24 protein-coding genes are annotated in these 24,947 nt (G+C 66.6%); 12 read left to right on the top strand and 12 right to left on the bottom strand.

All coding sequences use genetic code 11. From position 1 onward, the window contains the following. Positions 1-37: 37 nt before the first annotated feature. The 5 genes from TVB01_RS02840 to TVB01_RS02860 all read left to right on the top strand — a co-directional run bounded on the left by TVB01_RS02840 (position 38) and on the right by TVB01_RS02860 (position 4,654). Positions 38-967: a DUF4031 domain-containing protein gene (locus tag TVB01_RS02840; protein ID WP_422453946.1), complete on the top strand. Its 930-nt coding sequence runs from the start codon at positions 38-40 to the stop codon at positions 965-967. After that, positions 960-2,213: an MFS transporter gene (locus TVB01_RS02845; RefSeq protein WP_422453948.1), complete on the top strand. Its 1,254-nt coding sequence runs from the start codon at positions 960-962 to the stop codon at positions 2,211-2,213. The genes TVB01_RS02840 and TVB01_RS02845 overlap by 8 nt, the downstream gene beginning before the upstream one ends. Further along, a complete protein-coding gene (locus tag TVB01_RS02850) occupies positions 2,210-3,568 on the top strand; it encodes an MATE family efflux transporter (protein WP_422453949.1) in 1,359 nt (452 codons plus the stop codon). The genes TVB01_RS02845 and TVB01_RS02850 overlap by 4 nt, the downstream gene beginning before the upstream one ends. A 52-nt stretch (positions 3,569-3,620) precedes the next feature. Continuing rightward, positions 3,621-4,211: a DUF308 domain-containing protein gene (locus tag TVB01_RS02855; RefSeq protein WP_422453951.1), complete on the top strand. Its 591-nt coding sequence runs from the start codon at positions 3,621-3,623 to the stop codon at positions 4,209-4,211. 104 nt (positions 4,212-4,315) lie between these two features. Next, positions 4,316-4,654 (top strand): hypothetical protein, encoded by a 339-nt coding sequence (locus TVB01_RS02860; RefSeq protein WP_422453953.1) that lies wholly within the window; start codon positions 4,316-4,318, stop codon positions 4,652-4,654. A 20-nt stretch (positions 4,655-4,674) separates the two neighbouring features. Here the strand turns inward: TVB01_RS02860 and TVB01_RS02865 are convergent, their stop codons facing one another. From TVB01_RS02865 to TVB01_RS02875, 3 genes are all read right to left on the bottom strand, one after another. Beyond that, positions 4,675-5,082 carry a hypothetical protein gene (locus TVB01_RS02865; RefSeq protein ID WP_422453955.1) on the bottom strand — a complete coding sequence of 136 codons (408 nt, stop codon included), beginning with the start codon at positions 5,080-5,082 and terminating at the stop codon, positions 4,675-4,677. 55 nt (positions 5,083-5,137) lie between these two features. Continuing rightward, the gene (locus tag TVB01_RS02870) at positions 5,138-7,564 is read right to left on the bottom strand and encodes a trypsin-like serine protease (protein ID WP_422453957.1); all 2,427 of its coding nucleotides are present in this window, start codon (positions 7,562-7,564) and stop codon (positions 5,138-5,140) included. 139 nt (positions 7,565-7,703) lie between these two features. Beyond that, positions 7,704-8,279, bottom strand: coding sequence for a CGNR zinc finger domain-containing protein (locus tag TVB01_RS02875; RefSeq protein WP_422453959.1), 576 nt, complete (start codon positions 8,277-8,279; stop codon positions 7,704-7,706). Positions 8,280-8,381: 102 nt separating this feature from the next. Between TVB01_RS02875 and TVB01_RS02880 the strand changes: the two genes are divergently transcribed. After that, entirely contained in the window at positions 8,382-9,398 is a 1,017-nt protein-coding gene (locus TVB01_RS02880) for an EamA family transporter (RefSeq protein ID WP_422453961.1), read from the top strand. Between the two features lie 155 nt (positions 9,399-9,553). After that, on the top strand, positions 9,554-10,480 hold the full coding sequence (locus tag TVB01_RS02885) for a cytochrome b/b6 domain-containing protein (protein WP_422453963.1): 927 nt from the start codon (positions 9,554-9,556) through the stop codon (positions 10,478-10,480). Positions 10,481-10,504: 24 nt separating this feature from the next. Here the strand turns inward: TVB01_RS02885 and TVB01_RS02890 are convergent, their stop codons facing one another. Further along, positions 10,505-12,055: a long-chain-fatty-acid--CoA ligase gene (locus TVB01_RS02890; protein ID WP_422453965.1), complete on the bottom strand. Its 1,551-nt coding sequence runs from the start codon at positions 12,053-12,055 to the stop codon at positions 10,505-10,507. A gap of 72 nt (positions 12,056-12,127) precedes the next feature. Here TVB01_RS02890 and TVB01_RS02895 point away from each other — a divergent pair, with 72 nt between their 5' ends. Next, entirely contained in the window at positions 12,128-12,868 is a 741-nt protein-coding gene (locus tag TVB01_RS02895) for a ScbR family autoregulator-binding transcription factor (protein ID WP_422453967.1), read from the top strand. A gap of 216 nt (positions 12,869-13,084) precedes the next feature. Here the strand turns inward: TVB01_RS02895 and TVB01_RS02900 are convergent, their stop codons facing one another. Beyond that, positions 13,085-13,966 (bottom strand): manganese catalase family protein, encoded by an 882-nt coding sequence (locus tag TVB01_RS02900; protein ID WP_422453969.1) that lies wholly within the window; start codon positions 13,964-13,966, stop codon positions 13,085-13,087. Between the two features lie 160 nt (positions 13,967-14,126). Here TVB01_RS02900 and TVB01_RS02905 point away from each other — a divergent pair, with 160 nt between their 5' ends. After that, the gene (locus TVB01_RS02905) at positions 14,127-15,191 is read left to right on the top strand and encodes a glycosyltransferase (RefSeq protein ID WP_422453971.1); all 1,065 of its coding nucleotides are present in this window, start codon (positions 14,127-14,129) and stop codon (positions 15,189-15,191) included. On the opposite strand, the gene TVB01_RS02910 is transcribed toward TVB01_RS02905, so the two are convergent. The 4 genes from TVB01_RS02910 to TVB01_RS02925 are packed head-to-tail and all read right to left on the bottom strand — an operon-like array spanning position 15,163 to position 19,215. Next, the gene (locus tag TVB01_RS02910) at positions 15,163-16,011 is read right to left on the bottom strand and encodes a glycosyltransferase family 2 protein (RefSeq protein ID WP_422453972.1); all 849 of its coding nucleotides are present in this window, start codon (positions 16,009-16,011) and stop codon (positions 15,163-15,165) included. The genes TVB01_RS02905 and TVB01_RS02910 overlap by 29 nt on opposite strands. After that, positions 16,008-17,042, bottom strand: coding sequence for a glycosyltransferase (locus tag TVB01_RS02915; protein WP_422453974.1), 1,035 nt, complete (start codon positions 17,040-17,042; stop codon positions 16,008-16,010). The genes TVB01_RS02910 and TVB01_RS02915 overlap by 4 nt, the downstream gene beginning before the upstream one ends. Further along, complete coding sequence (locus TVB01_RS02920) at positions 17,039-18,106, bottom strand: glycosyltransferase (protein ID WP_422453975.1); 1,068 nt, start codon at positions 18,104-18,106, stop codon at positions 17,039-17,041. The genes TVB01_RS02915 and TVB01_RS02920 overlap by 4 nt, the downstream gene beginning before the upstream one ends. Then, on the bottom strand, positions 18,103-19,215 hold the full coding sequence (locus TVB01_RS02925; RefSeq protein WP_422453977.1) for a glycosyltransferase family 1 protein: 1,113 nt from the start codon (positions 19,213-19,215) through the stop codon (positions 18,103-18,105). The genes TVB01_RS02920 and TVB01_RS02925 overlap by 4 nt, the downstream gene beginning before the upstream one ends. Positions 19,216-19,344: 129 nt before the next feature. On the opposite strand from TVB01_RS02925, the gene TVB01_RS02930 reads away from it, so the two are divergent. Both TVB01_RS02930 and TVB01_RS02935 read left to right on the top strand, forming a co-directional pair. After that, positions 19,345-19,815: a CinA family protein gene (locus tag TVB01_RS02930; protein ID WP_422453979.1), complete on the top strand. Its 471-nt coding sequence runs from the start codon at positions 19,345-19,347 to the stop codon at positions 19,813-19,815. Between the two features lie 123 nt (positions 19,816-19,938). Then, positions 19,939-21,399, top strand: coding sequence for an aminotransferase class I/II-fold pyridoxal phosphate-dependent enzyme (locus tag TVB01_RS02935; RefSeq protein WP_422453980.1), 1,461 nt, complete (start codon positions 19,939-19,941; stop codon positions 21,397-21,399). 6 nt (positions 21,400-21,405) lie between these two features. On the opposite strand, the gene TVB01_RS02940 is transcribed toward TVB01_RS02935, so the two are convergent. Together TVB01_RS02940 and TVB01_RS02945 are read right to left on the bottom strand one after the other, a co-directional pair. Continuing rightward, a complete protein-coding gene (locus tag TVB01_RS02940; protein ID WP_422453982.1) occupies positions 21,406-23,061 on the bottom strand; it encodes a RecQ family ATP-dependent DNA helicase in 1,656 nt (551 codons plus the stop codon). Positions 23,062-23,164: 103 nt separating this feature from the next. Further along, positions 23,165-24,055, bottom strand: coding sequence for a dihydrodipicolinate synthase family protein (locus tag TVB01_RS02945; protein WP_422453983.1), 891 nt, complete (start codon positions 24,053-24,055; stop codon positions 23,165-23,167). Between the two features lie 60 nt (positions 24,056-24,115). Between TVB01_RS02945 and TVB01_RS02950 the strand changes: the two genes are divergently transcribed. Continuing rightward, positions 24,116-24,262, top strand: a complete 147-nt coding sequence (locus TVB01_RS02950) for a hypothetical protein (protein ID WP_422453985.1) — start codon at positions 24,116-24,118, stop codon at positions 24,260-24,262. 1 nt (position 24,263) lies between these two features. On the opposite strand, the gene TVB01_RS02955 is transcribed toward TVB01_RS02950, so the two are convergent. Further along, complete coding sequence (locus tag TVB01_RS02955) at positions 24,264-24,833, bottom strand: GNAT family N-acetyltransferase (RefSeq protein ID WP_422453987.1); 570 nt, start codon at positions 24,831-24,833, stop codon at positions 24,264-24,266. Positions 24,834-24,947: the final 114 nt, after the last annotated feature.

Here is a 24,947-nt window from a genome sequence, read left to right on the forward strand (position 1 = left end):
GAGGAATGGTCCCTTTTTTCCACCTGGGTGAACCGGCTTGATTTACATCGATCCGCCGCTCTGGCCTGCTCACGACACCTGCTTTTCCCACTTGGTCTCAGACACCTCGCTGGAAGAGCTGCACGCGTTTGCCACAGCTGCCGGTGTCCCGCGCCGTGCTTTTGACCAGGACCACTACGACGTTCCGGAGCACCGCTATGAGGAGCTGGTTCGGGCCGGAGCACGGGCTGTCGACGGGCGGACACTGGTCCGCGCGCTGATTGCCGGCGGGCTCCGTATTCCCGCAAGGGAACGGCCCGCCTCCCTGGTGCATCCGCTGCGCCGGCGCTGGGACTCGCTGGTGCCCGGAGCCGAAGAGGTGGGTGCGGAGCTGCTCAACCGGTGGGGTGAGCCGCACCGCCGCTATCACGACCGCAGGCACCTGCTCCAGGTCCTTGAAGCACTGCACACGCTCGGGGTAACTGACCGTCCCGTTCTCCTGGCGGCCTGGTTCCACGACGCTGTGTACGACGGCGATCCCGGACGGGACGAGGAGTCTTCGGCCGTGCTGGCTGAGTCGCTGCTGCCCGAAGCGGGCATCAGCGCGGGCGAGGTAGCGGAGGCAGCCCGCCTCATCCGGCTCACGGCCGGCCACGATCCGGAACCGGAAGATCGGCGCGGAGCGCTTCTTTGCGACGCGGACCTGTCCGTGCTGGGACGGAGCGCCGATGCGTATGACCGCTATGCCGCCGACATCCGGCGGGAATACGGACACGTCGACGAGGATGTATTCCGGGCAGGCCGCCGCACCGTTCTCCAGGCGCTCCTCGGCAACGGAACGGTGTTCCGTACCGGCCGTGCCGAGGCGCTCTGGGGAGACGCCGCCCGCTCCAACCTGGCACGCGAACTGGCTGCCCTGGTTCCCGCCGGCGGACGCCCGTCCGTACCGGAGGGCAGTGCCCGGGCCGGAAGGGCTAATCGTGGCTGATCCCGCAGGCTTCACCGGGCATCCGAGGGGCAGTGCAGGTTACCGCGGCGTCCTGGTCGGCCTTGCTGCCGCTGGACTGGCCACTTTCGCCCAGCTCTACTCCCTGCAGGGACTGCTGCCGGAATTGTCCGGGGACTTTGGCGTCAGCGCAGCCACCGCGGCCCTGAGCGTCTCTGCCGCAACCCTGGGTTTGGCTGTAGCCGTCATTCCCTGGTCCGCTGCCGCAGACCGGTTCGGCCGGCTGCCTGTTATGCGGACGGCGATCATTGCCGCTGTGGTCCTGGGGCTGCTGGTACCTCTCGCCACGGATTTCTCCGTCCTGCTGCTGCTGCGGTTTATCGAGGGCGCGGCGCTCGGCGGTATCCCCGCCGTCGCGCTGGCTTACCTCAGTGAGGAAGTCAGCCCGGTTCACGCAGCCGTCGCCGCCGGGACATATGTGTCTGGAACAACCATCGGCGGTCTCGCGGGCCGCATCGTGGCGGCTCCGGTGGGTGAATACTCCAATTGGCGTATAGGTGTTGCGGCGGTGAGCCTGCTGGCGGCGGTCGCCGCCGTGGTCTTTATGCTGTCTGCGCCCCGGCAACGCGGCTGGAGCCCGAGCCCCAAGCAGAAAGACGGCCCCGGACTGGCGGCCCGCCTCGGGGCAAACCTGCGTTCACGCCGGCAACTGGCGCTCTACGCGCAGGCGTTCCTTTTAATGGGCGGCTTCGTGGCCGTGTACAACTATCTTGGTTTCCGGCTGGGCCTTCCCCCGTTCAATCTTCCGCAGGCCCTGGCCAGCTCCCTGTTCCTGGCGTACTTGGCCGGGACATGGTCCTCGCGGGCGGCGGGGAAGGCCGCGGGAGTGCTGCCCGGCGGGCGCCGGAACGTCCTCCTTGCCAGTACGGCGGTCATGGCAGCGGGCCTGGCGGTCACGTTGTTCGAGTCCCTGGCTGCCGTCATTACGGGACTCATTATCTTTACCGCCGGGTTCTTCGGAGCGCACGCCATTGCCTCCGGATGGGTACCGGTGTTCGCTTCCGAAGGAAAAGCCCAGGCCTCATCGCTGTACAACCTGGCGTATTACGGGGGCTCCAGCCTGATCGGATGGGCCGGCGGACTGTTCTTCCAATCAGCGGGCTGGCCCGCCCTGGCCGGGTTCGTAGGGGTCTTGATGCTCCTCGCGGCCGTCCTGGCAGCGACCCTCCCCGGCCAGTGGGAGCACGAACCGCGGCCCAAGCCGGCCGGGCGTAGGCTGGAAACGTGACAAGGCGGACCCCGGCAACCACCAGTGGACTGGGCCGGCGAATCCTGGCCCTCGCGCTTCCGGCGCTTGGCGCACTGATCGCGGAGCCGCTGTTCCTGCTGGCCGATGCGGCGATCGTCGGGCACCTGGGAGTGAACCAGCTCGCCGGTGTTGGCCTGGCCTCCACAGTGCTGCAGACCGCCGTCGGCCTGATGGTTTTCCTTGCCTATTCCACCACCGGTACGGTGGCGCGGTACCTCGGCGGAAACCGGCACCATGAAGCTTTAGCGGCAGGCCGTGACGGAATTGCGCTGGCGGTCATCCTTGGCGCAGTGCTTTCGCTGGCCGGGATCCTCCTTGCTCCGTGGCTGGCCGGAGCGATGGGCGCTGACGGCGAGGTGCACCGCTATGCGGTGGAGTACCTGCGCTGGTCCATGCCGGGACTGACGGCGATGCTGGTGGTGCTGGCAGCTACCGGGGTGCTGCGCGGACTGCAGGACACGAAGACTCCCCTGGTCGTAGCGGTTGCCGGCTTCAGCGTGAATATCGCACTGAACTTCCTGCTGGTGTACGGGGTTGATCTTTCCGTCGCGGGCGCCGCGATGGGCACGAGCATCAGCCAGTGCGGAATGGCCGCGGTGTACCTGGTGATGGTGGGACGCATGGCGAAACGGGAATCCGTGCCGCTGCGGCCGTCCCGTGCCGGAATGGAGGCGAGCATGCACGTGGGCTCCTGGCTGATGCTGCGCACGCTCAGCCTGCGGATCGCCGTCCTGGCGGCAGTACTGGTCGCAACGGCGCAGGGAGCGGTGTCCCTGGCTGCCCACCAGCTGGTTATGACTTTCTTCACCTTCCTCGCGTTCGCGCTGGATGCGCTGGCGATTGCGGCCCAGGCAATGATCGGCAAGGAGCTTGGTGCCGGGAACCGTGAGCTGACCCGTGCACTGACCCGCAAAATGTCGGTGTGGGGGATCGGGTTTGGCGTGCTCACAGGACTGCTTCTCGCTGCGTCCGCCCCGTTCGTGGGCTGGATCTTCACGCCGGATCCGGGCGTGCAGCAGGCACTGACCGCAGGGCTGTGGGTCTTGGCTGCGGCCCAGCCCATCTGCGGACTGGTGTTCGTTCTGGACGGTGTCCTCATTGGTGCAGGTGACGCGAAGTACCTGGCCCTCACGGGCGTGGTAAACCTGCTCGCTTATCTGCCCCTGCTGTGGTGGGTCCACGCGTCCGGCCTGGAGGGAGGCTCCGGCATTGCGTGGCTGTGGGCTGCTTTCGGACTTGGCTATATGGCCGCCAGGGCGGTGACCCTCACGCTGCGTGCCAGGGGCGAAGCCTGGATGGTCACCGGTGCGGCACCGGCCAGGACAAAGGACTAAGCTAAGGATCGGCCGGACCGGCCGACCACCAACTTGAAAGCGGAGGCTTACCGTGGGCGCACCCCACTCCAAGGCACCTTGGGTCCCGATCCTTCTCCGTTCCGCCGTTGCTGCTGTGTACGGCGGGATCACGATCTTTTGGCAGGGCCCCACTATGGCTGTCCTGGCCGCCGCGGGCGCTGCCTACCTCCTGCTGACCGGTGTCAGCCTGTGGCGCATGGCTACCCTGGCCCGCTCCTGCAACACCGCGCAGGTCCCGGGAGCACTGCTGGTGTCAGCTGTCGTCTACGCCGCTGCAGGCATCGTGGTGGCCGCAGTGCAGTCCACCACCGTGTTCGCCTACGTGGCTGGTGCTGCCCTGCTGGTGGGCGGCCTCGTTGAACTCGTGTTCTGGTTCCGGGTCCGCAAGACGTTCACGCCGGCCCGTGACTGGCTCATTACGGGTGCCGCGGCGGTCGGTGCCGCCGTGCTGATGCCGCTCTTCCTGGCATTGGCCGAGGGCACCCATGTCCGGGCACTCCTCGGCGTCAGCGGCGGTTCGGCCGTGATCATTGCCGTGGTCCTGGCGATTTCGGGTCTGGGACTGCGTCATGACGCAAGCCTGACGCCGGAATCGACGGAACACGCACAGGCCGTAAACTAGGACTATCCGCGGCTTCTACTTGGGGTAGAAGACCGCCAGTCGACAACGCAGGAGGACAAATAGTGGCCAAGAGCCAGCCCGGTGGGACCCAGAAACGGAATTCCGTGAAGGCCCCTCTGGTTTTCTCCGCAGTCCTGGCCGTGATCGCCGGTATCACCACCATGATCTTCGCCACCGGCGGGGCCACCAAGGAGCTTCGGCTGGACCTCGGCCTGACGGCCGCCGGGATCGCCTTCATTGCCTCTTTGCTGATTTCCTCGCTGTTGCTGATGACGGAGAAGCCAAACCCCGAACACCTGAGTGAAGGCTCCGGAGTCCACCGTGCCTCGGCAAAGATTCCGGGCGGTGCCGGCAGTGTTGGCGCCCCGGAAAAGAAGAAGCCGACCGGCGAAACGCCAGGGGACGCCGCCGACGTTCCGCGGAACCCGGGCAGCAACGCTTAGCCAGGCTTAGATCCGGAGCTTCAGCGCTTCTTCCGCTTTCGGCGCTGTGGACGGCCGGGTTGCCGGCGTCCGCCTTTTCCCTCGGGTGCGGCAGCGGGCTGCACCGGCGGCGGGGCGTCTCCCAGCAGCTGATCCAGGCCGGTCTCTTCGGCGGCATCGAGTTCAGTCAGGCCCGGTGCTCTTCTGGCCTCTGCCGGCCCGGCGCTGCGGCGGTGCAGTAGCAGCGCTGCCACGGCTGCGGCGACGGCAACGGCACTGGCCAGCATTGCGAAGGCATTGAGGTACAGCCACAAAAACATCAGCATCGGCGGCACTGTGGCGGGTATTTGCAGCAGCCCCAGCGCGGACAGGACCCAGAAAAGGACACTCGTTCCGATCAGGATCCAGGCGGTACGGGGAGAAAGGGCAGACCGCAGTTTGTGCTCCATGAGGTGCTCCTGGAGGCAGGTGTCAACAGACGCCGCACTGCTCGACCTGACAAGTCTAGGCCGCCGCCCGCGCCGGATCATAGGCGGGCTGCTGTTTTCGGCGGCTGCCGCGGCGGCTCAGACCAACCCCCGCAGCACCGCTGAGCAGGAGGACCCCGGCAGCTGCGAGCAGTACAAACGTGTTCGGGCTGGTTCCGGTCGCCGGCAGCCTTCCGCCAGCCGTGCCGGCCGCCGTGGCCTGCACCGCCACTACCTGGACCGTCAGCGTGGCGGGCACCGATCCAACGCCTGCCAGTTCCTGGGTTGCCGTAACGGTGAACTCGCCGGGTTGCCAGGCCCCGACGTGCACGCTCCAGTTGCCGTCCGCGTCCACGACCGTGACCGGATCCTGACCGCCCGCAGCCAGGGCGAGCGTTGCCCCTGGGACGCCCGTGCCGGAAATCTCGCGCGGAGCCGTCGCTTCGGTAAAGACTTCACCGCCGCGCAGGGACGTGATGACCGGCGACGCGTAGAGCACAGTGAACGGGGTGCGGGATTCCGGTGAGACGGCCCTCCCCGGCAGGCCGCCTTGCGCAGCGGTTATGACATAGGTGCCTGGAGGCAAGGGCGTCTCCAGGGAAGCCGAGAAGCTCCCGTCGGCGTGCACGACGGCGGTGGCCGCCTGAGGATCAGGGGCGGCAGTGAGATCCCCGGTACTCTCCGCCGCTGCCGGCCCAACCTCCAAAGACACCGTGGCACCGGGTTCGCCCGCACCCGATATGCTCCGGACGCCGTCGACCAGTGAGGAACCGTGAGCTGGGCTGGCCAGGACCGGGGCGTCCAACGGAAGGTGCTTCACGGTGAGCGTGTACTCCGCCGTTGCCGACGTGTTGTACCCCGCCACTGCGGTGGCGGAGATAGTCAGGACGCCGCCGTCGGCGACCGTGCGGGGGACCGTGAGGGACCAGGTGCCGTCTGGAGCCACGGGCAGGTCGGCAGTCCCGGCATTAACCGAGACGCGTACGACCGTCCCCGCAGGTGCCGTTCCGTTGAGGACCTGGTCGGTAAGGACGTCCCTTCCGTCCGGGACCTCCAGGACCGGCGGCTCCAGATGAAGGGCCAGTGTGTAGCCGTCCGTGACAGAAAGGGCGGAGGACAGGTCCGCAGCACCGACGCGGTCGATCGCACCCAAGTCGTTCCTAAAGCCGGCGCTCAGGATGCCCAGGGCCGTGCTGCCTGAGATCACCGGACCGCCGGAGTCACCCGGGCCGGCTCCCATCGTCGAGACGAAGCCGCGGACGATACGGAGATCTTCGTCGTCCGGCCCGTAGTTGAAACCGGCCACCGCGAAGTCGGCGAGTTCCTCTACCGTCCCGCACTGCCAGCCGGTGGCGAGTCCGGACCGGCAGACGGGCTGGCCCGGGACTGCGGTGCCGGTACCGGTGATGCGGGTGGTGGTTTTCGACAGTTCCCCGTCTTCCCACTGCGTTGCTTCCGGAAGCAGGTCCAGGTCTGCGTTGATGCCGTCGATCACGGCGATGTCGGTGCCTACGGTGACGGGAGTGTTGCCGGGGCCGCCGAACCTGGAGGTACCGAATGTTCCCAGATCCGTCAGTTCTGCGGCATCTGCCAGTGCTGCGCTGCCGTTGCGGGAAAGGAGGAATGTGTTCCGGCCAGCGCCGTCACGGGTGCAATGCCCGGCCGTGATGATGGCCGGATCGCCGGTGGGGCTCCAGCCGTTGAACCCCACGGAACAGCTGCTGAAATACTGCCCGTTCTCCGTGGCCGGACCGTGGGGGCTGAGGTACCCCTGCCCTCCGTAGACCTGGTCCGCCAGCGCGGTTCCAGCTCCGGCGGCAGGCTTAACGCTGACGTTGGTGTAAGCAGCGGCAAAGTCCTGCGGCGTCATTTCCGGAGGCGCCGGGTTCCCCATGCCCGACGGAGCGGTCCGGGGACTGCCCGGGTCCCGCACGCTGATCGTGAATCCGTCACTTCCGAGACCCACGGATTCCAGGCCCTCGACGCCTACGGTGTCCAGGTACTCTGCGGTGAGGGCTGTCAGATCGGTTGCCGTCCGGGTGGCACCAGCGGTGGTCTCCGCCGGCGGCTCGAGCCGGGCCCCCAGCTCCTCTGCCAGCGCCATGAGCTCGGGTCCGGATCCGGAGATGAGCATTTCCCCGTCGACCAGGGACATTCCCGCGTAGCCGGCCGTCGCCTGCAGCCGCGGCAGGGCTTCCGCCGCGCGCTGGCCGAGTTCGCCCGCCGCGCGGAACTGTTCCTCGGTGATGCCAAGGTCCCGTTGCAGCGCCTCAGCCAGGCCGGGAGGCAGGGCACCTGCGGTGCCGTCTGGGGGCGGAAGGGGGGAAGCATCCTCCACGGTCGCGGTGTCGTGGGGGGCTGCCTGCGCCGGCACTCCCACCAGCACACCTCCGGCAAGGAGTAAGACGGCGGCTGCGGCCGTCCGCACATACCTTCGGTGCCGGAATGTTGTTGCGTTCCCCATTGATACCCCCATAGAGCCAGGCTCAGGCGACCGGGAGCATCCCGCAGGGAGGGATGGCGCCCGGGCATTCGAGACTGTTTCGGCGTCCGGGCACCCACAATCGGCCCGAGTAGGCCGGGACATTAGCGGGCGAAGCTTCCTACGGCAACCCGTAGCGCTGCTGGTTTTCCAGAAAGTTCGACGCCAGCCGACGCCGGTAGGCGCGCACATTCTCCCGGTTGCCGCAGTTGCCCGACCCGCAGTAGCGGCGGGATCGGTTGCGGGACAGGTCGATCAGGACGCCGCGGCAATCCGGTGCGGCGCAGATCCGGAGGCGTTCCAGTTCACCGGCCCGGACGACGTCGGCAAGTGCCATGGCGGCCTCCGTCGCCATCCGGTCAGCCAGGTCCGCATCGGGCGGCGTGCAGTGCAGGTGCCAGTCCCAGCCATCGTGCCGGACAAGCTGGGGAAGCGCCCGTGAGTCGGCCAGCAGGCGGTTGATCCCCTGGGCGAGAGTTTCCTCGCCGCTGTCCCACAACTGCAGCAGGTCGGTGCGCAGCCGTTGCACTGCCTGCCGTTCGGCTGAGGTGTGCGTACGCGATCCCGAGAACCGCTCCCGTTCCAGGAACTGGGTGAGGCCGGGGTCGTCAGCCAGCGGATCGGGGTCGAGGAAGGAGGTGTTCACCAGGGCGGCTGCGCTCGCCAGCGCTACCTCAGTGTCATAAGTGAAAACCATCTTGACTCCTGACATTGTCCCCTTTAATGTCACAAGCATAGGCCCTTTTAGCTCGTGACATGATCCATGGGGGAGCGGGCCCGCCACCTCGAAAGGTCCACCATGGCTCAGCCCTCATCCGGTCCGGGAGCAATGCCCCCGGCCGCCGCTTCCGGAGTTTCCGGCATCCTCATCGCACTCCTTTCTTCCGCGGTTTTCGGGCTCTCGGGCTCCTTCGCAAAATCCCTGATGGAAGCAGGGTGGACCCCGGCCACGGCCGTGGCCTTTCGGATGGGCGGGGCCGCCGCCGTGCTTCTGGTTCCGGCACTGGTCGCTCTCCATGGCAGGTGGTACCAGGTCCGGCAGAATTGGAAGACCATCGTCCTGTTTGGCCTGGTTGGTGTCTGCGGCTGCCAGTTCTTCTATTTCAATGCCGTAGAACGGCTCTCTGTGGGCGTAGCGCTGCTGCTGGAGTTCCTGGCGCCGGTGCTGATCGTGCTGTGGATGTGGTTCCGAACCCGCCGCCGTCCGGGGACCGCAACGATTCTGGGAGCGGCGGCCGCCGTCGTCGGCCTGGTCCTGGTCCTGGACCTGACGGGAGATGTCCGGGTCGATCCCATTGGGGTCCTCTGGGGGCTGGCCGCTGCAGTGTGCCTGGCGATGTACTTTTTCATCACTGCGAAGCAGAACGAGACCCTCCCGCCACTGGTGCTCACTGCCGGCGGACTGCTCGTCGGGGCGGCCTCCATGGTGCTCCTGGGACTGACAGGGGTGTTGCCCACCGGATTCACCACCCAGGACGTGGAACTGGCCGGATGGGTGACCCGCTGGTGGGTCCCGCTGGCCGGTCTGGTGCTGCTCTCCACTGTGCTGGCCTACGTCACGGGGATCATCGCAGCGCGAGCCCTCGGGCCCAGGGTTGCTTCCTTCGTGTCGCTGACCGAAGTGCTCTTTGCCGTGCTGTGGGCCTGGCTGCTGCTTTCCGAACTCCCGGGACCAATCCAGATGATCGGAGGAGCTTTGATCGTGACGGGCCTGATCCTGGTCAGGACGGACAAGCATACGGATGTTCCGGCGCTTGGCGGCGAGGCAGTTCCGCTTGAAGCACCACCTCAAACGGGTGGAGGTCCGCGCCGGTAGGGCACCGTTTCGGGTAGGCTCGCCCGGCAGGACAAAACAGAAAACGCGGCACGACACTACGGGGGAACCGTGAAGATCTACCTATCCACTCCGGTGGGCACGGCGCTGTGCCCCGGAGCAGGATCACGTGGCCGGACCGGCGCGGCAGGTGCCGCATGAGCCGCACGGCTGCCCCGGCAGCACGGTCCCGCTGGCTCAAGCTGGCCTGGATGATCCCCGCGGCCCTGCTGCTGCTGGCAGCCGTGGTGCTCGCTGCACGCTGGCTGCGGGAAACGCCCGGGGCCCAGGATTTCCTTGCCGCCTATCCCGGCCACTCCGCACTGCCCGACGGCGCACCCGTTGGAATCCCGGCCTGGGTGGGCTGGCAGCACTTCCTCAACTCCCTGCTGCTCCTGCTGATCATCCGGTCCGGATGGATGATCCGGACGCGGCAGCGGTCCATCGGATCATGGACCAGGAACAACAAGGGCCTGATCCGCACGAAGAACCAGCCCAAGCGCATCAGCCTTGACCTGTGGTTCCACCTCAGCCTCGACGTCCTCTGGGTGTTGAACGGCCTGGTCTTCTATGTCCTGCTGTTCGCGACCGGACAGTGGATGCGCCTGGTTCCCACCAGCTGGGACATTTTCCCGAATGCGGCGTCGACGGCCCTGCAGTACGCGTCGCTGGACTGGCCGACCGAGAGCGGCTGGGTCAGCTACAACGCCCTCCAGGTGCTCTCCTACTTCTCCATAGTCTTCATCGCCGCCCCGCTGGCCATCCTGACCGGCCTGCGGATGTCGCCGTCGTGGCCCGCCAAAGCACCGCGGCTGAACCGGGCCTTCCCGATCGGAGCGGCCCGGGCGCTGCACTTCCCGGTCATGATCTACTTCGTGCTGTTCATCATCGTGCACGTCACGCTGGTGCTGGCGACGGGTGCCCTGAGAAACCTGAACCATATGTACGCGGCCTCCGACGGCACCGGATGGACCGGCTTCTGGTTCTTCGCTGGTTCGGTGGTCATCATGGTGGCGGCCTGGGTTGCGGCACGGCCGATCCTCCTGCGGCCGGTGGCCGCGCTTACCGGCAAAGTCGGCCGGTAAGAGCCGATCCCCGCCCGTTCCTGCCTAGGCTTCGTGGCTCTCCGCCGGCACCGTTGAGCCGGCTGGTTCCACGCGGATTTCCCGCTTGAGGATTTTGCCGGTGGGACCCTTCGGGAGTTCATCGGTGAACACCACCCGCCGCGGATACTTGTAGGCGGCCAGCCGGTCCTTGGCGAAGGCCTGGATCTCGTCGGCCAGGGCCTGCCGTGCTTCATCCGTGACCGGCACGGATTCTGCCTTGAGACCGATCACCGCCGCCACCTCTTCACCGTTAAGCTCGTCCGGCATGGCGACGACGGCAGCTTCTGCCACCGCCGGGTGTTCGTAGAGGACTTCTTCCACCTCGCGCGGGTAGACGTTGTACCCGCCCCGCAGGATCATGTCCTTTTTGCGGTCCACGATGTAGATGTTCCCTTCGTCATCAAGCCGCCCGAGGTCCCCGGTCCGGAACCAGCCGTCCGGAATCGCTTCAGCGGTGGCTTCGGGATTGTTCCAATACCCCTTCATGACGCCGAGTCCACGCACGGCAATTTCCCCGATCCCGCCGATGGGCACGTCGTGGCCTTCATCGTCGAGTACCCGGACCTCCATTCCGTAGACCGGTTTGCCGATCGATCCGGGCCTCCGGTCGTCCCCCGGCAGGTTGAAGGAAACGATCGGGGAAGTCTCCGACAGTCCGTAGCCTTCCAGCAGGTCCGTGCCGAAAACCTCCTCGAATTCCCGCAGGACTTCCAGCGGCATGGCTGCTCCTCCCGTGATGGCTCCGCGGACGGAGGACGTGTCCGTGGTGGCAACGTCGGGGTGCCGCAGCATGCCGATATACATGGCCGGTACACCCTGGAAGATGGTGACCTTGTCCCGTTCGATGATTTCCAGCGCGGCACCGGCGTCGAACCGGGGCAGCAGGCTGATGCTTGCACCGGCCATCACACCGGCGTTCAGGGCTGACGTCTGGCCGAAGACGTGGAAGAAGGGCAGCCCGCCGAAAATCACGTCGTTTTCTCCCGTGTCCAGGAGGTTGGCGGCGACTTCCGCGTTGCTGAGGAGGTTGTCGTGGCTCAGTGCTGCCCCTTTCGGGCGTCCGGTGGTGCCGGAGGTGTAGAGGATGACGGCGGTGTCCCTGTCCTCGACGTCGGCTACTGCGTCATCCGATTCCGAATCGGCCAGCAATTGCCGGAAACTTCCGGTGTTAACTGGAATCACGTCCACTCCGCCGGCTTCTTCGGCTCCGGCATTCGCCTCAGGCAGCATCAGCTCGAAGGCGAAGAGCAGCCCCGCGCCGGAATCCCGGAGTGTGTAGGCGACCTCCCGTCCCTTGAGCAGGGGATTCATAGGGACGACGACGGCACCGTAGCGCAGGACGCCGTAGTAGACCGAGGCCATCGGAGGAATGTTGGGCATCATCAGCGCGACCCTGTCCCCGTGCTGCACGCCGCGGGCCCGCAGGAGCCCGGCGACCTTGGTGCTCATGGCGTTCAGCATGGAGTAGCTGATCACCGTGTCGTTGATCTTCAGGGCCGTGTGGTCCGGAAGCCGGGCGGCGGTTTGGGGAAGGATGCCGGCGAGGTTGGGCATGAACGATCTCCTTTGATCGGGCGCAATGCGGCCACAGTGCCCCGAGGCTACCAACCAGCGCCGGTGTCCGGAATGGAAGATCAAGGAATTACCCTTCCCGCACGTAACCCTTTCGATATCTATCGCTTTGCATCTACCTTGGAAGCGGGGGAAGTCCATAACGAAGGAACCACCATCAGAGATCTGCAGGACAGGGCCAAGGCCACGCGCGATGCCATTCTCACGGGGGCAGCATCGGTTTTTGAGGAGTACGGCTACGGCCGCGCCTCACTGAGCCAGGTGGCTGACCAGGCGAAAGTCACCAAGGGGGCCCTCTATTTCCATTTCCCGTCCAAGGAAGACCTCGCCAGGGCGGTCATAGCCGAACAGCATTCGTTCGTCTCCGCGCAAAATAAAGCGTTGCTCGAGCAGGGATTTCCGCCGCTGGAATCGATGATCCTGATGTGCCGTCGTTTCGCAGCGAACCTTCTCACCGAGCCGATGGTCCGTGCAGGATCACGCCTGACACTGGAGGCATGCTCCTTTGACGAGGACGTCCGCCAGCCCTACCAGGACTGGATTTCCCTCATGGGCAGGCTGGCCCGAGAGGCCCAGCAGCGCGGAGAGTTGCGCGGCGACCTGGACCCGGACGCCCTTGCGCGGTTCGTCGTATCCTCCCTCACCGGAGCTCACCTGGTCTCGGCCGTTCTCACGGAACGGGCTGACCTCCTGCGCCGGGTGGATGAGATGTGGGGCATGCTGCTGCCCGGCGTGCTCTCCGACGACATGCGGGACACTTCCGGCGAGCTGATCCGGAAGACCGCCGGACAATAGAAAACCGGTCATCCGCCTTGTTTTAAAGTGTTCTACCCCTTAAGCTCTGGGCTGTGGGGGGTACTGCGAGGAAAGCCGGTAGTCCGCATCCTGCAACGCTGACGTTGCTGCACTGATGTGCTGCAAAATCACGGCAGGATCGTCTGCCGGCTTTTGCAGTAGGGGAGGGGGGGGGGCGGCTTTGGGGGGCACCCGCCCTTTATCTGTTTCAGGTGCCTACTCGCGGCGCAGCTTGTCCTGGACGACGCCGGCAACCTTCTCCACCGTGTTCGGCAGTTCCGTGGTGCCGTAGAACCGCGAATCCGGATGGGTGGGCGGAGGCATCGGTGCCGAGGTGGTGGGACCGTCGTGGTAGGTGAACTCTCCCTTGCCGTCCGGCGTCGGGCCGGAAGCCCAGGAACCCTCGGCCGCCGCAGCGCCGTCGGAGAAGTTCAGGTACTGGTAGGAGACCGAGCGCTCTTCCTTGTTGATCGGGAAGTTGCTTGGCACCGGCAGTGACTCAGCGCCCTCCTCCTGCAGTTCGCGCGCAGCCGCGAGCCACTGGTTCTGGTGCATGGTGTCCCTGGCCAGCAGGAAGGAGAGCATGTCCCGGACGCCGTGGTCGTCCGTCATATGGTAGAGCCGGGCGACCTGGACGCGTCCCTGCATCTCCGCGTTGGCGTTCGCCGTGAAATCGGCGAGCAGGTTGCCGCTGGCGGTGATGTAGCTGCCTTGCCAGGGATTTCCGTTGCTGTCCACCGGCCGTGCGCCGGCACCTGCAACGATGGCCTGCTGCATATCGGTGCCGCCGATGACGGCGGCAATGGCCGGATCCGACTGCACAGCATCTTCGGTGATACCGAGCGGGGCCTTTTCCAGGAGCTGGGCGATCATGGTGGCGAGCATCTCGACGTGGCCGAACTCTTCCGCGCCGATGCCAAAGAGCAGGTCCCGGTACTTTCCCGGAATGTGGGTGTTCCACGCCTGGAAGCTGTACTGCATGGCCACGGTGATCTCACCGTACTGCCCGCCGAGCACTTCCTGCAGCTTCCTGGCATAGACGGCGTCGGGGTTGTCCGGGGTTGCTTTGAACTGCAGTTCCTGTTTGTGAAAAAACACGGTTCCACTCTCCAAATACTGGGGGAAGATCCACCGCCGTTGGTGCGCCAGCCTCTCGGTTCGGGCCGGCAGCGACAGACCCTTGTCCAAAAAACTAGCCACTCAGAGGCGGGATGTGAAGTGCTAAGCAGGCTTATTTATTTATGTTTACAATCACTGCATGACTGAGCAGTCTGGTCTGGAACGGGGAGGAGACACTCCCGCCGCGACATACATCCTGCCGCTGAAACGTGGCCGTGCCGGAGGGCTTGGCGACCTCCCCGGGTATCTTCAGCGGGTGCTGTCATGGGCCGCCGTGCTGGTGGTGGACGGGTCTCCGCCCGAGGTTTTCGAGGAACATGCGCGTCTCCTTCCCGCCGGCGTTGTGCACCTGCGCCCTGACGTTGCCTGCCTGAACGGAAAGGTTTCCGGAGTTCTGACCGGCATTCGGCACGCCCGCACCGAGACCCTGGTAATTGCCGACGACGATGTACGGTACACCGTGGATTCCTTCCGCCGGGTGGTGGATCTCCTGCAGTCTGCAGACGTGGTGCGGCCGCAAAACTACTTTTCCGACCTGCCCTGGCATGCCCGCTGGGATACGGCGAGGAGCCTGCTTAATCGAGCGCTGGGCGCAGACTATCCCGGAACCTTGGGGGTGCGGCGTTCGGCGCTGCTGGCCACGCACGGCTACGACGGCGACGTCCTGTTCGAGAATCTCGAGCTGATCAGGACCGTGCGTTCCGCGGGGGGCCGGGAAGTCGTGGCGCGGTCGCTGTTCGTTCCCCGCAAATCCTGCGCCGCCGGGCACTTCCTTCGGCAGCGGGTCCGTCAGGCGTACGACGACTTTGCCCAGCCGGCACGCCTGGCACTGGAGCTTTCCCTGCTGCCGGGCGTGCTGCTCGGATGCCGGCGCTGGCCGTTGCTGCCGCTGGCGGCGGCCGCCGCGGCCGCCGGACTTGCCGAGGCGGGCAGAAGGCGTGCCGGCGGCACCCGGGTGTTTCCGGCGTCGTCCGCCCTGTGGGCTCCGGCCTGGCTGCTGGAGAGGTCGGTGAGCATCTGGGTGGCGCTGGGATTCCGGCTCGCAGGAGGCATCCCCTATGCAGGGGAGCGGATCACGACGGCGGCACACAGCAGGCGCATCCTGCGGCGCCGCTTCGCCCCTGGACAGGGTGTCCGCTCCGGCCGCGGTGGCGCTGGGAACTCCGCTGCCCCGGTCAGGCTGGGTGCGGCGCCGGCTGCGTGAGAGTGCAGGGGACCTTGCCCGTCCCGCCCTGTATCAGGCCCAGGTTACGGAAGCCTTCCAGCCATCCGCCCATGGGCCAGGTGCCCCACCTTTCGTGGAAGAGGTTAGCGTTCCGCACAATGTCGGCCAGATGCTGGACGGGGGGATCCTGGGTCGGGTGCCATTGGTGATAGGCTCTCGCCGCCCCGATCCAAGCGAGCCCGATGCCCCGGTGTTGTGCCACCCGGGCAAAGTCGGTGTCTTCTCCGCCGTAGCCGGTGTAGTCCTCGCAGAATCCGCCGATCCGGTGCCAATCTCCGGCCGTGAGGGCAAAGGAGAGCGACCAGAACAAGTCCGGGCTCTCGTCGGGAACGATCTCCCCGGGACCCGGCGCCGGCCGGGCCGGGTGGGGTGCGTCAAGTGTGCCAAGCACGTCCAGGTCGTACCCGGCGGGCCCCGGCGGATCGAGGTAGGTCACCGGTCCGCAGAGCAGCCGGCCGGCTGCGGCTTCGTCCTGGGCCGCGGATGCGTAGCCCGCGAGGAGACCGGGTGCGGGCAGGCAATCCACGTCCAAAAAGACCAGAAGCTCGGCGCCCCGGTCCAGGGCCGCCCGTGCGCCTGCGTTCCGGGCGGCTGCGAGAGGAAGGGCAGACCCGGAAGCGGGGACCTCGATGACCGTTCCCGAAAACATTGGATCAGGGAAGCGCCCGGGAATCTCCGGGTCCGCCATGGCCACGATGATGTAGTCGCCGGGGAGCCGGGTGGACCTCAGCAGTGCCTGCTGCTGGGCAGCCAGATGGGCATGCCGTCCGTGGGCCAGGGTGATGACGCTGGTTTTCACGAGCGGGTCCCTGCCGGCAGCCTCACGCGGTCCGCCTCCCGGCCTTCACCGACGGCGGAGATGACTGCAGCGGCCCGTGCTGCGCCCCGTCCGTCATTCCACAGGAACCAGTTCCGGCCGTCCAGGGCAGCGGCTGCGGCGAGGACGTCTGCCCAGTCCTGCCGGGCAAAGGCGGAGGTCACGATGGCCGGAATTCCCGCCATTGAATCAAGGATCCGTCCGGTGGTGAACTGTTCCTCGTGCGGCCGTTCCTGCGGAACAATAACGGCGGGAATGCCTGCGGCCGCCACGTCGGCGACGGCGCCCTGGCCGGCGTGCGTTACCACCAGCGAGGCGGCGCGAAGCCGCGGCAGCGGATCGGCGGTCCGGTTACCGGGATTGGTTCCTACCGCCTCCCATTCCACGCCCGGTGTCTGCGCCTGGGCGGACTGGATGTCGGCGTCGCTCATTCCTCCGCCGCCGGCGCCGCCGAGCACAACCACCCGCGTGACGGGTCCGGGCGGGCGGCCCTCCGCCACGGGGTGGCCGGAAATCGCGCCGACCGGTGTTACCCGCGCGGCAAGTTCGGGATCCCCGGTGTACAGCATGCCCGTGGCTTGGCGCGGCCAGGCAGCAATCACGGCATCGGAGACACCGAAGCCGAGCGTGTGCGCGGGATCTTCACGGACTCCGGGCAGCGCCACGGAGACAACGGGCACACCGTGCAGGCGGGCCAGCACGGCCACTTCCACGGAGACGTCCGCAACCAGCACGGATGGTTCTGCGCGGCGGATCCAGGCGGAGACCTGGGCCATGCGCTCTCGAAGACCGTTGTCGTGGACGGGGACCCAGTGGAGGTGGCCGTTGGCATCAACTGCCTGCGGACCGGGACTGAGGTCATCGCGCTCCAGTCGGACCCAGGGTCCGTCCCAGTCCGCCGGGCACGGCAGCGAGGACAGTCCGGTGACACTCCCGGGCGGAAGTTCGGCAGCAATGGCCTGCGCCCGGCGCAGGTGGCCCATGCCCTGGTGGTGGATGTAGTACCCGATCATGCGGCCACCGTCTGGCTTCCCGCCGCCAGAAGCAGGGCCTCGTATTCGTCCACCATCCGGTCGTGGGAGCAGAATGTCTCCGCCCGGCGGCGGGCAGCCCCGCGGTCCAGTCCGGCTGCCTCGCGCAGGCCGGCTGCCAGGGCATCGACATCGTCCGGCGGGGCCAGGCGCCCGCAGTCCTCCGTCAAGATTTCCGGGAGTGCTCCGCGTTCGAAGGCAGCGACCGGCGTCCCGGCGGCCAGCGCTTCAGCGGCCACCAGCCCGTAGGGCTCATCCCAGCGCGGTGTCACCAGCGCAGCGCAGGCATTCCGGACGGCGCGGCGGAGCTGGACGTGGTCGAGGTGGCCCAGATAGCGGATGCTGCCGCCCAGCTGCGGCTCGATCTCGGATTCAAAGTAGGCGCGGTCGTAAATCGGTCCGGCGAGATCCAGCGGCATTCCCGCCAGTTTCGCGGCGCGTATGGCCAGGGCCGTGCCCTTTTCGGGAACGATGCGTCCAAACCAGATCGGCGCTTCGCCGCCCGGCCCCTGTTCCCACTTGCGGGTATCCACGCCGTTGAGGATGGCGGTGGATTCGACCAGCGGCGCCCACGCGTTGCGGGTGTGGTTGCTGACGGCGATGAAACGGGTCAGCTCGCCGCGTACCCGGATGGCCGACTCGATCCAGCCCACGGGAGGAGTGTGCAGGATAGTCACCAGCGGAACGTGCAGCATCCGTGACATGGCTACGGGGAGGTGGTGGATGCTCGTGTTCAGGACGGCGTCGTACCTGTGGTGTCCGTGCTCAGCAAGGTCGAGCATGAGCGAGAGGTAGGCGTGGTGCTCTGCCATCCACTGTTCCGGAAGCGCTCCGACGTCGTTCCGGGCAGCTGCGCTCATTTCGAAGGCGGGCACCTCAAGGAACTCCACCTGCAGGTCCGGGTCCGATCCGGCGGCGGCAAAGAGGGTGATGTCGTGCCCCCGGGAGCGCAGCGCGGAGACCAGCGCATGGGTGTGCGCCTCGAGGCCGCCGGCAAACGGTTCACTGATGGGGAAGCGGGAGGGTCCGACGATGCACAGTCTCACTGCAGCACCCCGGCGCGGTCCAGCAGTGCGGTGTACAGCTCTGCATGGGCCCGGGCGATGGCGTCCCGCTGGCGGGCGCGGTCAGCTGCGGCAAGCGGGTCCGGCGGTCCGGCGCGGCGGGCTGCCCGCACTGCGGCCTTCAACGACTCGGCATCCAGCCTGGCCTCATTGTGGGAATAGCTGAAGACCGGCCCCTGGTCCGCGTAGAAACCGCAGTCGGGAGCGGCAACGGCCGTGCCCAGGTCCCGGCAGGCTTCAAGCCAGCCGGAGTGGGTGCCGAAGCGGTACGGCAGCACTGACAGGTCCAGGCCGGCGAGATATTCCCACAGCTCGTCATCGGGCAGGAAGTCGTGGATCTTCACCTCCAGCTCCGGAGATCCCGACTGGTCCCGGAGGAACTGGGCCAGCTCGGCGTTGTACCGGGCGCCGTCGGTCTGCAGGACATCGCAGTGCCCGTTGACCTGCACCACCATGGATCCGTCCTCGCGTGCGGTTTCCAGCAGGGCGCGGATGACCGGCAGCGGTTCCATGCTCGCCCGCAGGCTCTTGACGTGCACGCCTACCCGGAAAGGCCCGTCGGCTGTGCGGCGGCGGGCAAATTCGGCCATGGTCTCAAGTTCGACGACGTGCGGATGCGGGATAACCCGGGCCGGCCGGCCCCAGCGGCGTTCGATTTCTGCGGCTGCGCCTGCGGTGAGGGTGATGAGCTCGTCGGCGGCAGGGATCAGGACATCAAGGTGGGCATCGTGTTCTGCTGGGGACTCGTGGTGGGGATTGCGCAGGTCATGCACCGTGTACACCAGCGGCTTGCCGTTGCGCTTCAGTGCGCTGACTGCTTCCTTGAGGTCCCGCGGATCCTGGGCATCGAACCCGAAGTGAATGTGGAAAACATCGAACGCAGAGGCGTTCTCCTCGATCCAGCCGGCGTGGAGCATCACCGGCGGCCACCACTTCTCCGTGGCTGCGCGGTCCGGAGCATCGGGGTCCGGGTCCGGGAGACGGACGACGGCGGGCAGATCCCCGGCTGCACCGGGAAGCGGATCCAGGTGGCGGATGTACACGTGACCGGAAGGAACACTCGCGACCCGGATGGATTCTCGCGCCCTCATCGGACCCCCGTTTCGGCTGTGGCGGCGGGGCCGTTATGAACCGGAACCGCGCGTGATGAAATAGTAAGTACCGTTAGTAATCAATAGCATATGAAAGCAGAAAGGTGGCAAAAGGCCTTTATGGATGCCGTGACTGAGCCTCTGAATCAACTTCCGGACCTCGTCGCAGAAGAGGTCACCCGCGCAGGCCTGACGGTCGCGCTCGCAGAGTCCCTGACGTGCGGAAACCTCACTGGCGTGCTTGGCAGAGGCGGGGAGACGGGTTCATGGCTGAGCGGGGGGATCGTCGCCTACATGACGGAAGTCAAACACACAGTGCTGGGTGTCAGCGAAGGTCCGGTCGTGAGCGCCAGGTGCGCCGAAGAGATGGCAGCCGGCGCAGCAAAACTCTTCGACGCCGACCTGACCATTTCCACCACCGGTGCGGGAGGTCCCGGTCCGCTCGAGGGCCAGCCGGCGGGAACCGTCTTTATTGGCTGGAGCCTTCGGGGCGAAACCGGCCATGCCCGGCACTCCTTCGAGGGCGATCCGGCCAAGGTGTTGGAGCAGACCGAGGCGGCGGCACTGCGGCAGTTGTACGACCTGGCCTGCCGGGCCTAGGGCACAGGTCGCCTGCTCCCGGTGCAGGAAGGCAGCGGTTGCCGTGAAAAGGGGGCGGCGCGGGGCTAGGGTGGGCACTGCAATCCAGCTTCAGGAAACGGCAGAGTTCCGAAGGGAATGCCAGTGGACCAGCGCAAAGCACCGATCCTTGACGCCCTGGAGGCGTATCACCAGCACGGACGTTACGGGTACACGCCGCCGGGACACCGGCAGGGACGTGGTCTGGACAAGCGGACACTCGACGCCCTGGGGCCGGACGCGTTCCACAATGATGTCCTGGCATCAGCCGGGCTGGATGACCGCTCGTCCACGAACGGCTACCTTGCGCAGGCACAGGAGCTCATGGCGGAGGCCGTCGGCGCTGACCATGCGTTCTTCTCCACGTGCGGCAGTTCCTTGTCCGTTAAGGCCGCGATCCTGGCCGTCACGCGCGGGACCGGAGACATCCTGATTGGACGCGACGCGCACAAATCGGTGACCGCTGGACTCATCCTGTCCGGACTCCAGCCGCGCTGGATCCGCCCCCGCTGGGACGATGACCTGCATCTGGCCCATCCGCCGTCGCCGGAGGCCGTTGAAGCAATGTGGCAGCGGCACCCCGATGCCGCCGCCTGCCTGATCGTCAGCCCCACGCCCTACGGCACCTGTGCGGACATCCAGGCCATCGCCGGGATCTGTCACCTCCGGGGTAAGCCGCTGATCGTTGATGAAGCCTGGGGCGCGCATTTGCCTTTCCATGACTCACTGCCCACCTGGGCGATGGATGCGGGGGCGGATATCTGTGTGGTGAGCGTGCACAAGATGGGCCTGGGCTTTGAACAGGGGTCCGTCTACCACCTTCAGGGGCCGCTGGTGGATCCGGTGCGGCTCCGTCAGTGTGCGGACCTGCTGGCCACCACCAGCACCAGCGTGCTGGTTTACGCGGGAATGGACGCGTGGCGGCGGCAGATGGTCCGGCACGGCGGGAAGCAGCTCGGAGCTGCCCTTGACCTGGTGGCGGAGACCCGCGGGAGAATCAACGACCTGCCCGGCATGCACGTGCTCCACGATGAGTTGATCCGCGAGGAAGCATCACACGACTTTGATCCTCTGCATGTGCTCATTGACCTGCAGCAGCTTGGAATCAGCGGCTACCAGGCGGCGGACTGGCTGCGCGAAAATGCCAGGATCGACGTCGGGCTCAATGACCACCGCCGCATCGAGGCGACCTTTTCCCAGGCGGACGACAGGCAGAGCGCGAATCGCCTGCTCGATGCCCTCGAATCCCTGGTTGCCGCGGCTGCGGAGCTGCCGGTCCCGCCCCCGGTCCAGCTCCCGGATTCCGCGGACCTGGAGATGGAGACCGTGCAGCTGCCGCGCGATGCGTTCTTTGGCCCGGTGGAAGTGGTACCGGCCAGCGAGGCCGCGGGGCGCATCGCCGCTGAACAGATTACGCCGTATCCTCCCGGTGTTCCGGCCATCCTGCCGGGGGAACGGATCAACGGACGCGTCGTGGAGTACCTGGTCTCGGGGAAAGCAGCCGGAATGGTCCTGCCGGATCCGGCGGATCCCACCTTGGAGACCATCCGGGTGGTGCAGGAGTGAGTTCCGCTAGGCGGGTTCCAGCAGGTCCTTGTCCTGCACGAGTTCCACCGAAAGCGTCTTGTACCCCTCAGCTTCAAACAGCACGGTGACGGTGCCTTCCTCGTAGCTCATCACCATGCCGGGGCCCCACTCCTTATGGACCACGCGCGACTGCAGGGGGAATGGCTGCGGTCCGTCCGGTTCGGCATCCTTGGCCTGAGCCATTTCGCCCTGCGCCGCGGCGCGCTCGCAGTTGTCGCAGCACCCGCACCTGTCCGGCGCGTCTTCCCCGAAGTAGTTCAGGATAAAGCGACGCCGGCATTCGGTACTTTCCGCGTATTGCCGCATCATTTCCAGCCGCGAGGAGTCGATGTTCCTGCGGCGCTCGGCAAAGTCCACCGCTGCCTGCACCGCCTTGTCCGGGCTGGTCTTCCGGGCACGGTAGCCGTGATCAACGGCGGCTATCGCGCCGGATTGTTCCAGCAGGCCGAGGATGGAGGAGAGGTGCCGGGCGTTGAGGCCGAGCTCCTCGCGGATCCGGGCGGCGGATACGGGTTCTTCCTGGGCGGCCAGCAGGGCGAAGATCTGCCGGAGCGCCTCCTTGTTGGGTGACTTTGAGCCGAAGAACCGCCGGATGCCCAGGTCTTCTGGGCGGTAATGCAGGAAGACCTCCGCCGGTTCGCCGTCGCGCCCGCCGCGTCCAATCTCCTGGTAATAGCTGTCCACGGAATCCGGGATGTCCGCATGCACGACGAAGCGCACGTCCGGTTTGTCGATCCCCATACCAAAAGCTGTCGTTGCGACCACCACATCCAGTTCGCCGGCCAGGAACTGCTCGTGGATCGACTGCCTGTCGGTGTGGCTGCGGCCCGCGTGGTACGCGTCTGTCCGCAGTCCGGCCTGCTGCAGTGCATCCGCGTATTCCTCTGTGTCTCGCCGCGTGGCCACGTAGAGGAGCCCGGGGGAACCCAGCCCCGCGACCTGTTCGAGGATGCAGCGGCGCTTGTCGTCCGCATCTTCATGGCGTGCGGCGGCCAGATGCAGGTTGGGACGGTCGAAACCGAGGGAGATCTGCAGCGGGTCGCGCATGCCCAGCACATCGACGATTTCAGCCCGTACCGGCGGAGCCGCAGTCGCCGTCAGTGCGACCACCGGCCGCTTCAGAGCACGCACCAGCTGGTCCAGCTGCAGATAATCCGGACGGAAATCGTGCCCCCAGGCCGAGACGCAGTGCGCCTCGTCTATGACCAGCAGCGAAATCTCCAGTGTGCGCAGCCGGTCCAGCACGTCCTCCCGGGCCACCTGCTCGGGGCCCAGGAACAGGAATTTGGCCCGGCCGGCGTCGCCGTTTTCCTTCCCGGCCGCTGCCCAGGCCTCATCCCAGTAGCCCTGCGGCTGCGCACTGTTCAGGACGTAGGCCACGGTTTCCCCTACCGCTTCATTGATGCCCTCTGCCTGGTCACTTTGGAGCGCTATCAGCGGCGAGATGACGACGGCGGTGCCCGGCAGCGCCATGGCCGGCACCTGGTAGACCGCAGACTTGCCGGCACCGGTGGGCATGACGCAGACAACATCCCGGCCCTCAATGGCCGCTTCCATGGCCTCAAGCTGGCCGGGCCGGAAGTCCTCCCAGCCAAAGACGTCCGAAGCGGTGCGCTGCAGGTCGGCGCGGGACGGTGACATGGATATTCCTCCTGGAGCATTTTTTGCGGATTATCAGCTTACTGACTGATCCGTTCCCATGCCGCATCGGAGGTGTCCGCAGCCGGCCCCAGTCTTGGCCTGCCTACCCGGCGGTGAACCCCAGGGCGCTAACGACGCCGGCCACCTGCCTGCGGTCCTCAACGCCCAGTCCCCGCAGCGGGCGGGGCAGACAGTTCCGCGGCGCGAGGCCCAGATGTTCAGCTACGGCGGCGATGACCCGCAGGCTGCCGTGTTCGGCAAAGAGCTCCCAAAGCGGACCCAGCCGGGCAGACTCAGCCGCGGCGTCGTGCGGCCTGCCCTCCCGGACAGCGCGCAGGATGGCCAGGGCCGGTTCGGGCAGGGTGCCGGCAATGACGGAGTACCAGGTGTCACATCCGGCGTTGAGTACGTTCGCAGCGGCTGCATCGCCGGAGATTCCGATGGTGACGTGGTCCGGGATAACGGCACGGACGGCGCTGACCCGCTCTGCTGCTGCCGCGGCGGTCACCGGGGGAATCTTGATCGACGCGATGCCGGGCAGCGCTGCGATCCGTCCGTACAGCTCAGTGCTGAAGGTAAAGCGGGTCGTTCCGGGATTGTCGTACACAATGACCGGCAGGTCCGTGGCGTCGGTGACGTCGCGGAACAGGCCGTAAACGTCGTCGTCCGTCAGGGCCTGGTAACTCACCGGAGCAAGCAGGATCCCTGCGCCGCCGGCATCTTCGGCTGCCTGTACGTTGGCCAGCACCTCGGAGGTGCGGAGGGCGCCGACGCCCACGATCAGCGGCTTGGAGCCGGTGTTCGCAGCGGCCAGCCGGACAACGTGCCGGCGTTCCCGGGGGCTCAGGTAGGCGTACGACCCGGTGGAGCCCAGCACTGCGATCGAATCGACGTCCGAAGCTGCCAGCCGTTCCATCAGGTGGGCAAACGCCGGCTCGTCCACGGCGTCGTCCTGCAGTGGTGTCAGGGGAAAAGCGCTGAGTCCGGTAAACAATCCGCGTTCCTTCCGGTGCCCGCAGGGAACACGTTTTCCGCTGCGCATTAGTATGCGGCTATGTTCCCAGACATCGACGTCCCCGCCGTGGACCGCATTCTTTGTGACGCCGCCGCCAGCAGCGACTTCTCCGGCACCTTGTGCCTCGCGTGGATCTGGGGTCCGCTGGAGGAAATCCTCCCGGTGCTGCAGGTGGCCTTACCATGACCTATCTGCGGCTGGACCCTGCAGGACGCAGCGCGGCATAAACCCGCATGTCCCGCCGCTCGCCGCCGGCCAGCGGATAATTCCGGCGCGCGCCCGCCGGGGCATACCCGGCACGCACGGCGGTACGGATCGAGGCTGTATTCCAGGGTTCGATGAAGAGCTCGATCCTCTCCAGTCCGGGCAGGGACCAGCCAAAGGCAGTCAGTGCGGCAAGGGCATCCGCCGCGAAGCCCCTGCCGCGGCATTCAGGGGCGACGGCGTAGCCTGCGCTCGCGTAGCCGTCGCTAAGGTGCTGCAGCCACAGGCCGCAGTGCCCCACGGCAAGGCCGGATGCCTGCTCTTCGATGGTGAAGGAAAAACCCTTACCCTCACGGTGCCGCCCCTGCTGGCGCTCGACCCAGGCCAGCGCTTCCTCCTCACCGGCAGCAACGGGCAGCGTGCCGGTTGCCGACACATAGGGGTCAGTTGAAAGAGAGATGGCCATGCCGGTATCCGCACCGGTCACAGGGCGCAGTAAAACGCGGCCGCAGGCGGGGGCGGTGGCAGGCCAGGGTGGAAGCGGTTCGGGCATGGACCCATTATTGGCCGTGGCCTGAAGAGGGACTCAGAACACGCGGCGGTAATCTGGAACCGGATCCGATGAACGGCCCCGGTAATCCGCCCCGGCCGCCGGACTTCCCCGCAC

The sequence above is a fragment of the Arthrobacter sp. 7Tela_A1 genome (assembly GCF_049311065.1).
Lineage (GTDB): Bacteria > Actinomycetota > Actinomycetes > Actinomycetales > Micrococcaceae > Arthrobacter_B.

What these genes read in the sequence shown, in the direction of transcription:
- TVB01_RS02865 (WP_422453955.1), bottom strand. Translation starts at nt 5,082, where the DNA reads ATGGAGCACAAACTGCGGTCTGCCCTTTCTCCCCGTACCGCCTGGATC.
- TVB01_RS02870 (WP_422453957.1), bottom strand. Translation starts at nt 7,564, where the DNA reads ATGGGGAACGCAACAACATTCCGGCACCGAAGGTATGTGCGGACGGCC.
- TVB01_RS02875 (WP_422453959.1), bottom strand. Translation starts at nt 8,279, where the DNA reads ATGGTTTTCACTTATGACACTGAGGTAGCGCTGGCGAGCGCAGCCGCC.
- TVB01_RS02880 (WP_422453961.1), top strand. Translation starts at nt 8,382, where the DNA reads ATGGCTCAGCCCTCATCCGGTCCGGGAGCAATGCCCCCGGCCGCCGCT.
- TVB01_RS02885 (WP_422453963.1), top strand. Translation starts at nt 9,554, where the DNA reads ATGAGCCGCACGGCTGCCCCGGCAGCACGGTCCCGCTGGCTCAAGCTG.
- TVB01_RS02890 (WP_422453965.1), bottom strand. Translation starts at nt 12,055, where the DNA reads ATGCCCAACCTCGCCGGCATCCTTCCCCAAACCGCCGCCCGGCTTCCG.
- TVB01_RS02895 (WP_422453967.1), top strand. Translation starts at nt 12,128, where the DNA reads ATGGAAGATCAAGGAATTACCCTTCCCGCACGTAACCCTTTCGATATC.
- TVB01_RS02905 (WP_422453971.1), top strand. Translation starts at nt 14,127, where the DNA reads ATGACTGAGCAGTCTGGTCTGGAACGGGGAGGAGACACTCCCGCCGCG.
- TVB01_RS02915 (WP_422453974.1), bottom strand. Translation starts at nt 17,042, where the DNA reads ATGATCGGGTACTACATCCACCACCAGGGCATGGGCCACCTGCGCCGG.
- TVB01_RS02925 (WP_422453977.1), bottom strand. Translation starts at nt 19,215, where the DNA reads ATGAGGGCGCGAGAATCCATCCGGGTCGCGAGTGTTCCTTCCGGTCAC.
- TVB01_RS02940 (WP_422453982.1), bottom strand. Translation starts at nt 23,061, where the DNA reads ATGTCACCGTCCCGCGCCGACCTGCAGCGCACCGCTTCGGACGTCTTT.
- TVB01_RS02950 (WP_422453985.1), top strand. Translation starts at nt 24,116, where the DNA reads ATGTTCCCAGACATCGACGTCCCCGCCGTGGACCGCATTCTTTGTGAC.
- TVB01_RS02955 (WP_422453987.1), bottom strand. Translation starts at nt 24,833, where the DNA reads ATGCCCGAACCGCTTCCACCCTGGCCTGCCACCGCCCCCGCCTGCGGC.